Source organism: Caulobacter sp. GW822-FHT01G02 (assembly GCF_058802865.1).
Map to the genome: position 1 here is coordinate 45,578 of NZ_JBXAON010000011.1, position 13,862 is coordinate 59,439.

Genomic DNA, 13,862 nt, shown 5'->3' on the forward strand with positions numbered 1-13,862 from the left:
GACGGCGCGCTGGTCCCACCCCCACACGGAATTTCGAAAAATCGGTGAGACCCGCGTCCGACGACGCCGTCCTTGCGTGCAGGCGGCCACCGGCGTCACGGCCGACGATGTCGGACGCGCGGTGGTGCGGGGCTTTTTGAAAGACTACGATGCGGATTGTGGATGTCGCCGAGTTCTATTCGCCCACCGGCGGGGGCGTGCGGACCTATATCGACCGCAAGTTCGAGGCCGCCGCGCAGCTGGGCCATGAGCTGTTCGTGATCGCCCCGGGGCCGTGCGACGGTTTCGAGCCGCGTGCGGCGGGCGGCGTGATCCAGGTCCGCGCGCCCCGCCTCCCGTTCGACGCCAACTACCACATGTTCTGGGACGCCGGCCCCGTGCACCGCCAGCTCGACTTCCTGACGCCGGACCTGGTCGAGGCCTCGTCGCCCTGGCGGGGCGCGGGTATCGTCGCCGGCTGGGAGGGGCCGGTCCCACGGGCCATGTTCATGCACGCCGACCCGGTGGCGTCCTACCCCCAGCGATGGCTGGCGCCGATCGCCACGCCTCAGCGGATCGACCAGCTCTTCGGCTGGTTCTGGAGCTATCTGCGCAGGCTCGCGGGCGGCTTTGGCTCCGTCGTCGCGGGCGGACCCTGGCTTGCCGACCGGCTGACGGTGCAGGGTGTCGGCGCGGTGGCCAGCGTACCGCTCGGCATCGACCGTGGCGCCTTTTCTCCCGGCAAACGGGACGCGGCGCTGCGATCGCGCCTGTTGGCGGCCTGCGCCTGTCCCGATGACGCCAGGCTCGTCCTGGGCGTCGGACGGTTCCATCCGGAAAAGCGTTGGCCGATGGTCATCGAGGCGACCATGCGCGCCCGCGCCGATGCGCCGATCGGTCTCGTCCTGATCGGCGACGGCGTCGATCGCGCCCGCGTGGGCCGCGCCGCGGCCGGCAATCCTCATGTCCGCATTCTGCCGCCGATCCGCGACCGCGACCTGCTGGCCGCCCACCTGGCCAGCGCCGACCTTCTGGTCCACGGCTGCGAGTCCGAGACTTTCGGCCTGATCCCCGCCGAGGCCATGGCCAGCGGTCTTCCGGTCGTCGGGCCCGATCGTGGCGGTTTCGCGCATCTGGCGCAGCCGGCGACCTCGGAGATCTATCGGGCTGGCGACACCGGCTCGGCCGCCGCCGCCATCCGTCGCCTGCTGGCGCGCGATCCTGGCCTCTTGAGGGCCTCGGCCATTACGGCCGCCGCCAGGGTCCGCCGCGACATCGACCACTTCGCCGACCTCTTCGACCACTACGGGGCCGTTGCGGCCGGGGCGCGGGCGTGAGGCGCAAGACCTTGATCGACGAGACGGCGCCGAACGTTGCGGGCAAGACCTCGCGCCTGTGGGGGTGGCTGGGCGGTCTCCTTTCCGCCGGGCTGATCGGCGCCATCGCGGTGCAACTGGGCGGGGCCAGTGGCGAGGTGCTGAAGGCGATCCGCCAGCTGCCGCTCGGCGTCTGGCCGGCCTTCCTGTTGCTCTATTTGACGCAAACGCTCTTCGACTACGCGATCTTCCGGCGACTCTGGCGCATGCCACTGGCCGGTTTCGAAGCGCTGCTGCGCAAGAATGTCATCAACGAGGTGGTGCTCGGCTACAGCGGCGAGGCCTTCCTCTATGTCTGGGCGCGACGGGCGTCCCGCGCCGTGGCCTCGCCCTTCGCCGCGATCAAGGACGCCAACATCGTTTCGGCGCTGATGGGCAACGTCCTAACCCTGGTCCTAGCGCTGGTCAGCGCCACGCAGCTGCAGGACCTCGATTTCGCCCGTCGGCTAGGGCCGGCCCTGTGGTCTGGGCTCATTCCAGTGGCGATCTCGCTGGGGGTCCTTGCCTTCGGGCGCCGCGTGTTCTCGCTGCGCCTCGGGCAGCTCTTTTATGTCGCCGGGGTCTGCGGGTTGCGCCTGGGGGCCTGGGCGGGGCTGACGGTGCTAGTCTGGAGCCTGGCGCTTCCGCTGGTCGCGCCGGCGCAGTGGGTGGTCCTGCTGGCGATCCGGCTGCTGGTGTCTCGGATTCCGCTGATCTCCAACAAGGATCTCGTGTTCGGCGGCCTGATGCTGCTGCTGCTTGGCGCGCATTCGGCCCTCGCGGTGCTGCTGGCGGCGCTGGCCGTGATGACCCTGGGTCTGCACCTGGCGGTCATCGTCGGGCTCGGCCTGGCCGATCTGGCGCGTGGCCTGCGGCGCGCGGCGATAACGCCGAGCGAGATGGGCCGCGTCGTTGTCGAAAGCAGCGTCCATGACTAGGTGGGGCCTGAAGATTCCGGGGCGGGACATTTGGCGTGTCGGCTTGGTGGAGGCGCCGATCGCGGACGTCGCCCGGCGCGGTTTTCCGGCGAACGCGCCGGTTCACTGGCTTCCGGAGGAGGGCGGGCGGAAGTTCCTGGCCGATCCCTTCGGCGTCTGGCGCGAGGCGCGCCTGCACCTCTTCGTCGAAGCCTATGACTACCAGACCCGGCACGGCGTCATCGAAATGATCGAACTGGACGCGGGCTTTGCGCCTGTCCAGCGCTCGGTGGTTCTCCGCGAGCCCTGGCACCTGTCCTATCCGCAGGTCTTTGAGGCCGAGGGCGAGACCTGGATGCTGCCGGAAGCCTACAAGTCCGGCGTGCTGACGCTCTATCGCGCCGCGGCGTTCCCGCACGTCTGGGAGCCGGTGGTCCGGCTGGAGCTCGACACCCCAGCCATCGACGCCACACCGTTCCGCCACGATGGCCTGTGGTGGCTGGCCTATTCGCCAACCGGGCCGCAGCGCTGGAAGCAGGGACGCCTGCACCTCGCCTTCGCCGAGCGCTTGACCGGCCCCTGGCGCACGCACCCTGGCAATCCGGTCCGCAAGGATCTGTCCTCCGGTCGGCCTGGCGGCACGGCGTGGGTCGAGCACGGTCTACCGCGGTTGCCGATGCAGGACTGCACGCGAACCTACGGCGGCGGCATCCGGTTGCTGACCGTCCTCAGGCTCGACACCACGCGCTTCGAGGCCGAGGCGGCCGCGCCCCTGAGCCTGCCGCCCGGGGCGGGCGCCTATTCGCAAGGGCTGCACACCCTGTCGGCCTGTGGTCCGGTCACCCTGTTCGACGTCAAGCGTATCGATCGCTCGCTGTGGACGCCACGCGCCCGCGAGGCGGCGGCGTAAAATCGGTGAGAGGGTCTTGGGGGCATGGCGTCGTTTGGCCATGCGCATCGGCTTTCTCTTCAATCACGACCAGATCCATCAAGTGGCCCACAGCCTGCCCATCGCCCTGGCGCTGGCGCGGGCGGATCTTGGATTGGAGATCGTGGTGGCGACCACCAACCGGCGTATGACCGCCGAAGTGGTCCGCCTGGGCGGCGGGCTTATCGGCCACGGCATCAACCTGGTGGAGCTGGGTCTAAAGCGGAGGTCGTCGCAGGTCCTGGCCGCCGCCGCCGAAGCGGTGCTGCCGGCGACCAAGCTCCTGGTCTACAGCGACAATCTCGACTTCTTCCGCGCGCTGGACATGCTGGTGGTCGCCGAGAAGACCTCGCTGATCCTCAAGACCCGCTACGGCCTCGACCACCTGAAGATCATCCATACCCGGCACGGGGCCGGCGACCGCGCCATCGGTTTCGACAAGGCCAGCGCCGGCTTCGACCACGTGCTGGTGTCCGGCCGAAAAATCCGCGACCGCCTGGTCGCCGAGGCCGGGGTCGAGCCCGACAGGATTTCCGTCGTTGGATATCCGAAGTTCGATCTGTTGGCGCGAGGTCGGCCGACCCATCCGCTGCTCGACGACGGGCGGCCGGTGGTGCTCTATAATCCGCATGTCTCGCCGCACCTGTCGTCCTGGTACGAGGCGGGCCGGCAGGTGCTGGACTGGTTCGCCGCGCGCGATGACTACCATCTGATCTTCGCGCCGCACGTGATGCTGTTCGAGCGGCCGTTCGTGGTCACCATCGATAAGCTGCGGCTCGACCGCGCCGGCCGGATCGAGGAGCGCTATCTGCGCGCGCCCAACATCCATATCGACCTGGGCAGCCGAGCCTCAACGACCATGGTCTATACCCAGCGCGCCGACATCTATCTCGGGGACGTTTCCAGTCAGGTCTACGAGTTTCTGCTGCGCCCACGCCCTTGCGTCTTCCTCAACACCCATCGCCAGGCCTGGCGGGACGATCCCAACTACGGCCACTGGCGGGCCGGTCCGGTCATCGAGACGCCCGATCAACTGGGCGAGGCTCTGGCCTCGGCCCGCGCCGAGCACGAGGCGCGGTGGCGGCCTGTTCAGCAGGCGATGTTCGCCGAGAGCTTCGATCTCACCGAGGAGCCTTCGGCCGTCCGCGCCGCGCGCGCCGTGGCGCGCCTGGCGGCCCTGGACTGGTCGGCGGCGGCGCTTGTCGAGGCGGAGCGGGCCCATGGCTGAGCTGCGCATCGCCTATGTGATCAACTCGGTCGAGGGCGGCGGCGCCGCCCTGCCGGTCCCCGCCGTGGCGCGCGCCCTGATCGCCCAGGGCGCTCGCCTGGAGGTCTTTGCCCTGACCCGTCGCGATGGGCGGGCGGTGGCGGCCATGGAAGCGGCAGGCCTTACTGTCCACGTGCGGCAGGGCGGGGAGAAGGACCACCGCAAGACCCTGGCCTGGCTTGACGCGCGCCTTCGCGACTGGCGGCCCGACGTGATCTGGACCTCCCTGACCCGGGCCACGCTGCTGGGACAGATCGTCGGCGAACGTCTTGGCGTGCCGGTGGTCAGCTGGCAGCATGCCGCGAAGCTGAAGCTGGCCAACCTTCTGCTGCTGCGCCTGAGACAGGCGCGTTCGCGGCTCTGGGTCGGCGACTCCCACAGCGTCACGGACCTGACCGCCGAGCGCCTAGAGGTCCCGCCGTCGCGCCTGGTCGCCTGGCCGCTCTTTGCCGCCAATCCCGACATGTACCGGGCCTATCCCTGGCGCCCTGGACAGACCCTGGAGCTGGGATCCCTGGGGCGGCTGCATCCGGTGAAGGGCTACGACATCCTGATCGAGGCGTTGCTACGGCTCCAGACCCAGGGCTGCTGTTTCCCGGCCGCGATCCGGGTCCGTATCGCGGGCGAGGGCAGGGCGCGCGCGGCTCTGGAAGAGCGCGCCGAGCGCCATGGCCTGACTTTCATCGAGTTCACCGGCTTTAACGAACGACCCCTCGAGTTCCTGGCCGACCTGCACCTCTACTTGCAGCCATCACGGTCCGAAGGGCTTTGCATCGCCGCCCACGAAGCCATGCAGGCGGGGCTTCCAGTCATCGCCTCCAGCGTTGGCGAGCTGCCCTACAGTATCGAGAACGGCGTGACCGGCCTAACCGTGCCGCCGGGAGATCCTTGGGCGCTGGCCGAAGCGTTGGGCCGCCTCTTGTCGCGCCCCGAGCGCCTGGCCCAGATGGGCGCGGCGGCCCGCACGCGCGTGCTGGAACGCTTCGGGCAAGACGCCTTCGACCGCACCGGCGCGGCGATCTACCAGCGGCTGCCGGGCTTCATCGCCGAGACGGGGCGGGCGCCAGACCGCGCCTCGCGACCGCTGCCGAATCCCGGAGGCCGTCCCTGCGCGTCCTGACCTTCCTGCACAGCTTCGAGCCTGGCGGCGTCGAGCGGATTGCCCTGCGCCTGGTGCGGCAGTGGCGCGCCATGGGTGTCGATGCGCCGCTCTTCATGGGGAGAACCGATGGGGACATGCGCGGCGACGTCGGGGCAGGCCTAGACTTCGTCTCGCCCCATCGGACCCGTCCTTGGACGGCGAGGATGGAAACGCTCTGGATGATCTGGACGCTTCCTGGGGTCGTTCGACGGCTACGCCCTGACATCCTGTTCTGCGCGGGCAACACCTACGCCATCGTGGCGGTGGCCCTGAAGGTCTTGCTGGGGCGGCGCTGCCCACCCATCCTGCTGAAGGTGAGCAACGACCTCGACCGCCAGGACATGCCGGCCTGGTTTTGCGTCTTCTATCGCCTGTGGCTCAAGATCCAGGGGCATTGCCTGGATCACTTCATCGGTATGGAAGCGCCGATGGCTGAAGAGATCCGCGTCGGCCTCGGCGTCTCGGAAGGTCGGATCACCATCATCCCCGATCCCGCCTTGTCCAGGCCGCTGATCGAAGCCTTGCGGACGGGGGGTATGACAGGCGCGCGGCCGGGCCTGGGCGCTGGTCGGCGTTTCGTCAGTATAGGCCGGCTGACGCCGCAGAAGAACATTGGCCTGATGCTCCGGGCCTTCGCGCGCGGCGCGCGGGGAGGCGACACGCTGACGGTGATCGGCGATGGGCCGCAGCGGGCGATGCTCGAAGGTCTCGTGGAAGACCGTGGCCTTGGCGCGCAGGTGAAGTTCCGGGGATATCTGCCTGAGCCGGCATACCTTTTGCCGTCGTTCGATGTCCTGCTCCTATCCTCGGACTACGAGGGCGTGCCCGCCGTCATCCTCGAAGGGCTCGCCGCCGGCCTGGCCATCGTCGCCACCGACTGCAGCCGCAGCATGGCGACCTTGCTGGGTCACGGCGGGATGGGCGCACTCGTCCCGGTGGGCGACGAGCGGGCGCTGGCAGGAGCAATCGCCAGAGCGCGGCCGTTCTGCCAAGATCTGGCGCAGACCCTCGCGCAAGCCCACCGCTTCACGATCGAGGGCGCTTCCCGAGACTATCTACAGGTCATGTCAAAGCTCCGGCGCGTTTCACGGCGGCACGTGCCGAACGCGTTGGAGGTGGCGTCGTAAGCTCGATGTCGCGGCGCGCAGCCGCTCGGTTCTGTATCGGGAGGGCCGATGAATGCGGCGCTCCCTCCAGAGAAGACCAGGGAAGTGTTCGGGTCGGAACTAAGGCGCGCCGTAGTCGAAGCCAGGATCCTTGGCCTTGCCGCCGGCCCCGAACTTCCACGACAGGCTGACGAAGGCCGTGCGACCTAGCTGGCGGCGCTCGAACTGGTCGGAAAGGGTAGGGGTGTCGATCACCGTGCGGTCGCGCTGCCGGTTAAGGAGGTCTGAGACCGTGACCACGGCCGACAGATCGCTCGTCAGCTTGCGCCGATAGCCGAGATTGACGCTGCTGCTGGGCAGGCGGCGGCCCTGAGCGGTCAGGCGCTTGCCGCTGTAGCTGGCGCTGACCTGGAAGAAGTCCTTGGCCGTGGCGGCGTAGTCGAGGCTGGCCTTGCCGGTATAGCCGATGGCCGAGCGCTTTGCGGCAAACCCCAGGTTGGCCGCGTCGATCTGATTGTAGAAGACGTTGGTGCTGAGGTTGTAGCTCACGGCGCTGGCGATCTTGCCGCTGGCCGACAGCTCCACGCCGCCCGATGTGGCCTTGCCCAGGTTCTCCTTGGTGGTCAGCAAAACGGTCGGGCTGATGTAGCGGCTGACGTCGGTCATGCCGTTCAGGCTACGGCGAGCATAGGCCGTCGCCGCCAAGGTCGCGCCGTGCGTCCGGGTCTCGTAGCCGATTTCGAACGCATGGGTCTCCTGGGGCATCAGGTTGGGATTGCCGGCCCGGGCGCTGAAGGCGTCGATGACCACGAAGTAGGGATTGAGATCCTCGGGCTCGGGACGGGCCACGCGCTTGCTATAGCTGAGGCGAAGCTTGCGATCCTCGCCCAGGTCCTTCTCCAGGTGCAGGGTAGGATAGGCGCGGAAGTAGTCGGTGCTGTTCTGCAAGGCGCTCGTCAGCTGGTTGGTGTCGATCAGCGTCTCTTCTAGCCGAAGGCCTGCCAGCAGCGTCCAGTCGCCCAGAGGTCGCTCATAGGTCCCGTAGAGAGCGTGGACGGTGCGCTTGTAGAGGAAGCGGTTGGTTTGGGACGGATCGACGACGTGCAGGGCGCCGACGATCGTTCCGCCGTAGTTGTCGTAGTCGTCGTTGTCGCGCTGCAAATCATAGCCGAGCTTCAGCTTGGCCCTACCGGGGAGGGCGCCCGAATACTCGGCCGACAGTTCGGTGGTGATCTCGTCGGCGCGCGGGATCAACTCTTCGCGAAGATCTGCCGCGGGGGGCGCGCGGAAGCGGCTGAGATAGGTGCGGCGGCGGTCTTCCTTGGTCTCGCCGCGCTGCAGGTCGAGCGTGAACTCGCCGTCGTTCGCCAGGGTGCGGCGATAGCCGGCGGAGAGCTGGGTGCTGGTCTCGTGGCCGCGTCCCTGGCCCTGCCGGTCGTAGTCCTTCAGCACCGTCCCGCCGGGATCCGCCGCCCGATTGCGTTCGCCGATCGTCAGGGTTTCAGCGCGCCGGTTGTAGCTTGCCGAGCCGCTGATCCGGCTCTTGGCGTCGAGATCGTAGTCGAAGCCGGCCGAGACGATCTTGGAATCGCGCTGCTGGTCGCTGACCACCGTCTGGTCGCTGGCGGCCGCGCCGCCGGCGACGGCGTCGCGGCGCACGCGGTGGTCAGTGGTGGTGCGCTTGCGGGTCTCGTGGCGCAGTGAGGCCGAGCCGAAGAGGTTGAGGGCCCCAGACTTGTAGGCGGCGGTGGCGCCGAGATTGTAGCGACCTTCCGTGCCCAGGCTCGCCTGCGCCGTACCAGAGCGCCCAGGACGGCGATTTTTCTTGGTGACGATGTTGATGATGCCCGACGCGCCGTCCGGCTTGAACTGGGCCGAGGGGTTGGTGATCACCTCGATCGACTCGATGCTGTCGGCTGGCATCTGCTGCAGGATGGCCCCGCGATTGGCCGCCGACATCATGGTCGAGGGCTTGCCGTCGATCAGCACCTGAACGTTGCTGTCGCCGCGCAGGGAGAGGTTGCCCAGCACGTCGACCTCGACGGAGGGCAGGTTGCGCAACACGTCGCCGACCGAGCCGGCGCTGGCCTGCAGGTCATGGGCGACCGAATAGGTCCGCCGGTCGATGGAGGTTGCTTGCGCCGGCTTCTGGGCGGTGATCACCACGCCCTCGACCGCCGTGGGCGCAGGAACTGTCTGCTGGGCCAGGGCGATCGCGCCGGGGGCGCCGCTGGCCGCCAGGGCCGCCATCAGAGTCTTGCGCATTGAAATGTCCCGCCCAGCCAAACTGCAGCGGGTATCGTCGGCGGCGTCTTCCCGGCCCATGACGACGAGATTGATAATTCCCAACCTCGACACCGCGCGATTGGGAATCGGTAATGTCGTGGCCATCGTGGACGAATGCGGGCCGGCGCATCGTGGGGGTCAGTCGGATCCTTGAAGGGTCCTCTTGAAAAGGAAGTCGCCCATGAAGAAGCTGATCATCGTCGCGGCCCTGATCGCCGCCGCCACGCCGGTCCTGGCTGAAACGGCCAAGACCTTCACCGGTCACGAGCTGGCCAAGTCGGCCAAGGTTTCGATGCAGCAGGCCGAGGCCATCGCCCTGAAGGCGCGTCCGGGCACGATCAAGGATCGCGAGCTGGAAAAGGAAAAGGGCGGCAGCGGCCTGCGCTACACGTTCGACCTCGTCGGAACCGACGGCAAGAAGTACGAAGTCGGTATCGACGCCGCCGACGGCAAGATCCTCGAGAACGGCCTCGACAACGACAAGGACTAAGCGGTCCTCCGGGAGCACGATGACGGCATGAAGATATTGCTGGTCGAGGACGACAAGGAAGCGGCGGCCTATCTGCGGCGCGCCTTGTCGGAAGCCGGGCACACCATGGACCACGCGGCCACGGGTCGCGAGGGCCTGATGCTGGCCGCCGGCGAACCCTATGACGTCATCGTGCTCGATCGCATGCTGCCCCAGCTCGACGGCCTGGCCATCCTGCGCACCATCCGCTCGGCGGGCGTCAAGACGCCCGTCCTGCTGCTGACCGCGCTGGGCGGCATCGACGACCGCGTCGAGGGGCTGGAAGCGGGCGGCGACGACTATCTGGTCAAGCCGTTCGCTTTCGCCGAGTTCCTGGCCCGGGTGAACGCCTTGGCGCGTCGGCCGCCGCCTCAGGAGATGGTCTCGGCCCTGCAGGTGGCCGACCTGCGTCTGGACCTGCTGAAGCGATCGGTCACCCGGGGCGGGCAGCGCATCGACCTGCAGCCGCGCGAGTTCCAGCTCCTGGAATATCTGATGCGCAATGCAGGCCGGGTCGTCACCCGCACCATGCTGCTGGAGAGCATCTGGGAGTTCCACTTCGACCCCAAGACCAACATCGTCGAGACCCACATGAGCCGGCTGCGCGGCAAGGTCGATCGGGGCCAGCCGCAGGAACTGATCCACACGGTGCGCGGCGCCGGCTATTGTCTGCGCGAGCCCGACTAGGTGCTGCGCTCAACCAGCCTGCGCCTGGCCGTTCTCTACACCCTGGGGTTCGCGCTCTCGGTGGTGCTGCTGGGCGCGCTGACCCTCTACAGCACCCGTGCGGCCCTGTCGGAGCAGTTCGACGCCCGCATCCGCGCGGAAGCCGCCGCCCTGACCCAGGAGTTCGCCACCGAGGGCCTGGACGGCGTCGTCCAGGCGGTGCGCGAGCGCGACCGTACGCCTGGCGCGCTGGACTATGGCCTGATCGGACCTGACGGCCGACCGCTGGCCGGGCGCTTTCCAAGCTCGGCGGCCAAGCCGGGCTGGGCGACCCTGGCTGCCCCTCAGCGCGATGGCGAGGTCGAGCCGGTCCGTGTGCTCACCACGCCGCTGCCCGGCGGCTATCACCTGATCGTCGGCGACGACGAAGAGCGCATCGAGGCGCTGGACACCGTCGTGCTGCAGGGGTTTGCCGGCGCCCTGATCGGGGTGGTGATCCTGGGCGTCGTGGGCGGGCTGGCCTTCAGCCGCGACGTCCATCGGCGGCTCTCGGCGATCTCGGGCACGGCCGAGGCGATCATTGACGGGGATCTCACCCGGCGGGTGCCGGCGCGAGGATCCAGCGACGACATCGATCGCCTGGCCCATACCTTTAACCGCATGCTCGACCGCATTGGCGCCCTGATGGAGAGCTTGCGCCAGGTTTCCAACGACGTGGCCCACGACCTGCGGACCCCCCTGACACGCCTGCGCCAGCGGCTGGAGGCGGCCCAGAGCGCGCCGGCCGAGCAAGCCGAGGCCATAGACGGGGCCCTGAGCGATCTCGACTCCATCCTGGAGACCTTCGCGGCCCTGCTGCGCATCGCGCAGATCGAGGGCGGCGCGCGGCGCGCGGCGTTTCGGCAGGTGCGGCTGCGCGATCTGGCCGCCACCGTCGTCGACGCCTTCGCGCCCTCGGCCGAGGAGGGGGGGCGATCCCTGCGGCTGGAGGCCGGCGAAGACCTCGTCATTGAGGGCGACACTGAGCTGCTGACCCAGATGTTGGTCAATCTGGTCGAGAACGCACTGCGCCATACAGGCGAGGGCGCTCAGGTGCGAGTCGGCATCGACCTGGTCGACCGGGCGCCGGTCCTGTGGGTCGCCGACAACGGCCCCGGCGTCCCGACCGGCGAGCACGCGCGGCTGTTCGACCGCTTCTACCGGCTGGAGCGCAGCCGCTCCGCGCCGGGCAGCGGCCTGGGCCTGGCCTTGGTCGCCGCCGTCGCCAAGCTGCACGAGGCAAGCGTCCGGCTGAGCGACGCCGAGCCGGGGCTGCGGGCCGAGGTCGTGTTCCTGCGGTGACCTGTCGCGGCAAGATTGGGAATTCGCAATCTACCGGCCATGCGACCGACAAGGGCCGCAGTCTAAGCCGGAGGGATCGAGGAGATCCGGATGAGCACCCCTCCGCATTGCAGATCCGCCGGGCAGTGGACGCCGGTCTTGGCCCTGGCCGGCGCGGCCCTAACCTTGTCGGCCTGTGTGGCCTATGCGCCCGCGCCGGTGAGGCTGGACGCCTATCCAGACCGTCGCGCGGCGACGCAATTGTCCGCACCAGCCGACGGCCACGACTGGACCGGCGCGGAGCTGCTGGCCGAGGCGCTTCGCAACAACCCCGCTGTCGCCGAGGCGGCGGCGAAATACCGGACGGCGCGGGCGGCGGCCAAGGTCTCGCACGTGCCGCCTCCGGCGAGCCTGACCCTGACGGCCGAATACGCAAAGTCCGAGCCCAAGCAGTGGCTTTACGGCGCGACGTCTGACATCCCACTGGACATCGGCGGCCGCCGCCAGACGCGGATCGACGCCGCCGATCTGGCCGCGTTGCAGGCGCTCTACGACTACGGCGAGGCGGTCTGGACCATTCGCACGGCCCTGGCAAAGGCGCGGACCGAACGGGCCTTCGCCGACGCGGAGGTCGCCCAGGCTCGCGAGGTCGAGGTCGTGCGCCAGACCCGCGCCGATCGCCTGGACCGCCGTGTCGCCGCCGGCGAGGACGACCGCAGCCTGGCTCTGACCGCTCGTGGCGAGCTGGAGACGGCCCGCCGCCGGGTGAGCGACGCCCAGAGCCGACGCGCCGCCGCCGATGCGGCCATGGCCGGAGCGCTGGGCGTTCCGGTCTTGGCGGTGCGCGACCTGCGTCTGGCGCCGGCCACCACCATGCCGAACACGCTCGACGTTCCGGCCGCCGCGCGGGCCGCCGCCTTGACCCGGCGCGACGTCTTGCGCGCGGTGGTCGACTACGATCTGGCTGAAGGCGCGCTGCGGCTGGAGATCGCCAAGCAGTATCCCGAGGTCCGGATCGGACCCGGCTACACCTATGACCACGGCGTGGCCAAGCTGCCGTTCAACCTGGCCCTGACCTTACCGCCACAGGACTTGAACCGTGCGGCCATCGCTCAGGCCGAGGCCAAGCGGGCCGAAGCTGGCCGATCGCTGGAAGCCGTCCAAGCCGCGGCGCTCACGGCCGTCGACGCCGCCGAGGCGGCCACGACGGCGGCCCGCGTCGCCGCGAACCAAGTCCAGTCGCGTGACATCCCCAATGCCGACGCCTTGGCGGCGACGACCGCGCGCAGCCTTGCGGCCGGCGCCGCCGACCGCGTCGACGACCTGGGTGCGCGCGCCCTGGCGCTGGAGACGCGGCTTACCCTGCTCGACGCCCGCAAGGCCCAGGCCTTGGCCGAGATCGATCTGGAGGACGCCCTGCGCGCGCCCTTCGACCCGGCCGAACTCATCCTGCTCGAAACCACGTCCCGCACCCTAGGAGACGGACAATGAAGCTTGGCGCGAAAACCAGTGTCTTGGTGGCCCTGATGGCGACCGCCCTTGCCGGCCAGGCCTTCGCGGGTGTCGAGCTGGACGCGGCGACTCAGAAGCGACTGGGCGTGGCGGTCGCTCCGCTGGCGGCGGCGCGCTACGCCGGGACGATCAACGGCTTTGCCCGCGTGCTCGACCCGGTGCCGCTCGCGACCCTCGATAGCGACCTGCTCGCCGCTCAGGCGGCCGTGCGAGCCTCGGCGGCTGAAGCGATGCGGACCAAGGCCCTGGCGGCTGCCGACGCCACCATCTCCGTCAAGACCGCCCAGGCCGCCCAGGCCCAGGCGAACGCCGACGCCGCCAAGCTGACCTTGCTGCGCCGTCGGGTTGGGCTGGAATGGGGCTCAGCCTTCATGGCCGACGGCGCCAGGGCGCGGTTGCTGGCCGATCTGGCGGCTGGTCGCGCGGCCCTGGTGCGGATCGACGCGCCGGCCGGTGCGGCAGGGGCCCGGAGCGTCCAACTGGAGCTCAGCGGTGGTGAGCATCTCGCCGTGATCCTACTCGGTTCGGCGCGGACGGCCGACACCCGCCTGCAATCGGGCGGCCTGATCGGAGTCGTGCGCGGCCCGGCCGCCAGCCGGCTGGCGGCAGGCCTCACAGCGCCGGCGGTGCTGAGCGGACCGGTGGGAACCACGGGCGTCCTCGCCCCGCGCTCGGCGGTGATGCGCGCCCAGGGCAAGGTCTTCGTCTATGTCCGCCAGGACTCCACCCACTTCGAACGCCGGGTCCTGAGCGGCGTCGTCCCACAGGCCGAAGGCCTGTTCGCCGCCGGTGGCGCGAAGGCGGGCGAGCCGGTGGCAGTGTCCGGCGCGGCCGCGATCTTCGCAGCCGAGAACGCCCCCAAGGCAAAGGACTGATC

12 protein-coding genes are annotated in these 13,862 nt (G+C 69.3%); 11 read left to right on the forward strand and 1 reads right to left on the reverse strand.

Features of this window, described 5'->3' with window-relative positions:
* The first annotated feature begins 149 nt into the window (after window positions 1-149).
* From AC1RNC_RS24610 to AC1RNC_RS24635, 6 genes are read left to right on the forward strand one after another with little or no spacing between them, the layout of a single operon-like run.
* Window positions 150-1,316 (forward strand): glycosyltransferase, encoded by a 1,167-nt coding sequence (locus AC1RNC_RS24610; protein WP_492888642.1) that lies wholly within the window; start codon window positions 150-152, stop codon window positions 1,314-1,316.
* Window positions 1,313-2,272 (forward strand): hypothetical protein, encoded by a 960-nt coding sequence (locus AC1RNC_RS24615; RefSeq protein WP_492888643.1) that lies wholly within the window; start codon window positions 1,313-1,315, stop codon window positions 2,270-2,272. Before AC1RNC_RS24610 ends, AC1RNC_RS24615 begins: the two co-directional genes overlap by 4 nt.
* Window positions 2,265-3,161: a glucosamine inositolphosphorylceramide transferase family protein gene (locus tag AC1RNC_RS24620; RefSeq protein WP_492888644.1), complete on the forward strand. Its 897-nt coding sequence runs from the start codon at window positions 2,265-2,267 to the stop codon at window positions 3,159-3,161. Before AC1RNC_RS24615 ends, AC1RNC_RS24620 begins: the two co-directional genes overlap by 8 nt.
* A gap of 40 nt (window positions 3,162-3,201) precedes the next feature.
* On the forward strand, window positions 3,202-4,407 hold the full coding sequence (locus AC1RNC_RS24625; RefSeq protein ID WP_099503436.1) for a CDP-glycerol glycerophosphotransferase family protein: 1,206 nt from the start codon (window positions 3,202-3,204) through the stop codon (window positions 4,405-4,407).
* Window positions 4,400-5,566: a glycosyltransferase family 4 protein gene (locus AC1RNC_RS24630; RefSeq protein WP_246842019.1), complete on the forward strand. Its 1,167-nt coding sequence runs from the start codon at window positions 4,400-4,402 to the stop codon at window positions 5,564-5,566. Before AC1RNC_RS24625 ends, AC1RNC_RS24630 begins: the two co-directional genes overlap by 8 nt.
* Window positions 5,567-5,571: 5 nt before the next feature.
* A complete protein-coding gene (locus AC1RNC_RS24635) occupies window positions 5,572-6,714 on the forward strand; it encodes a glycosyltransferase (protein ID WP_492888675.1) in 1,143 nt (380 codons plus the stop codon).
* 99 nt (window positions 6,715-6,813) lie between these two features.
* Here AC1RNC_RS24635 and AC1RNC_RS24640 read toward each other — a convergent pair whose 3' ends face one another.
* Window positions 6,814-8,958 carry a TonB-dependent receptor domain-containing protein gene (locus AC1RNC_RS24640; RefSeq protein ID WP_492888645.1) on the reverse strand — a complete coding sequence of 715 codons (2,145 nt, stop codon included), beginning with the start codon at window positions 8,956-8,958 and terminating at the stop codon, window positions 6,814-6,816.
* A gap of 202 nt (window positions 8,959-9,160) precedes the next feature.
* Between AC1RNC_RS24640 and AC1RNC_RS24645 the strand changes: the two genes are divergently transcribed.
* The 5 genes from AC1RNC_RS24645 (at window position 9,161) to AC1RNC_RS24665 (ending at window position 13,860) form a co-directional block, all read left to right on the forward strand.
* Window positions 9,161-9,469: a PepSY domain-containing protein gene (locus tag AC1RNC_RS24645; protein ID WP_099503445.1), complete on the forward strand. Its 309-nt coding sequence runs from the start codon at window positions 9,161-9,163 to the stop codon at window positions 9,467-9,469.
* Window positions 9,470-9,496: 27 nt separating this feature from the next.
* Window positions 9,497-10,174, forward strand: a complete 678-nt coding sequence (locus AC1RNC_RS24650) for a winged helix-turn-helix domain-containing protein (protein ID WP_099503447.1) — start codon at window positions 9,497-9,499, stop codon at window positions 10,172-10,174.
* On the forward strand, window positions 10,175-11,494 hold the full coding sequence (locus tag AC1RNC_RS24655) for a sensor histidine kinase (RefSeq protein WP_099503449.1): 1,320 nt from the start codon (window positions 10,175-10,177) through the stop codon (window positions 11,492-11,494).
* Window positions 11,495-11,584: 90 nt separating this feature from the next.
* Window positions 11,585-12,964 carry a TolC family protein gene (locus AC1RNC_RS24660; RefSeq protein WP_492888646.1) on the forward strand — a complete coding sequence of 460 codons (1,380 nt, stop codon included), beginning with the start codon at window positions 11,585-11,587 and terminating at the stop codon, window positions 12,962-12,964.
* Complete coding sequence (locus tag AC1RNC_RS24665) at window positions 12,961-13,860, forward strand: efflux RND transporter periplasmic adaptor subunit (protein ID WP_099503453.1); 900 nt, start codon at window positions 12,961-12,963, stop codon at window positions 13,858-13,860. The genes AC1RNC_RS24660 and AC1RNC_RS24665 overlap by 4 nt, the downstream gene beginning before the upstream one ends.
* Window positions 13,861-13,862: the final 2 nt, after the last annotated feature.

Excerpts from the sequence above, each read along its gene's own strand:
- AC1RNC_RS24625 (WP_099503436.1), top strand. The coding sequence starts at position 3,202 with ATGCGCATCGGCTTTCTCTTCAATCACGACCAGATCCATCAAGTGGCC.
- AC1RNC_RS24660 (WP_492888646.1), top strand. The coding sequence starts at position 11,585 with ATGAGCACCCCTCCGCATTGCAGATCCGCCGGGCAGTGGACGCCGGTC.
- AC1RNC_RS24640 (WP_492888645.1), bottom strand. The coding sequence starts at position 8,958 with ATGCGCAAGACTCTGATGGCGGCCCTGGCGGCCAGCGGCGCCCCCGGC.
- AC1RNC_RS24645 (WP_099503445.1), top strand. The coding sequence starts at position 9,161 with ATGAAGAAGCTGATCATCGTCGCGGCCCTGATCGCCGCCGCCACGCCG.
- AC1RNC_RS24650 (WP_099503447.1), top strand. The coding sequence starts at position 9,497 with ATGAAGATATTGCTGGTCGAGGACGACAAGGAAGCGGCGGCCTATCTG.
- AC1RNC_RS24610 (WP_492888642.1), top strand. The coding sequence starts at position 150 with ATGCGGATTGTGGATGTCGCCGAGTTCTATTCGCCCACCGGCGGGGGC.
- AC1RNC_RS24620 (WP_492888644.1), top strand. The coding sequence starts at position 2,265 with ATGACTAGGTGGGGCCTGAAGATTCCGGGGCGGGACATTTGGCGTGTC.
- AC1RNC_RS24630 (WP_246842019.1), top strand. The coding sequence starts at position 4,400 with ATGGCTGAGCTGCGCATCGCCTATGTGATCAACTCGGTCGAGGGCGGC.
- AC1RNC_RS24665 (WP_099503453.1), top strand. The coding sequence starts at position 12,961 with ATGAAGCTTGGCGCGAAAACCAGTGTCTTGGTGGCCCTGATGGCGACC.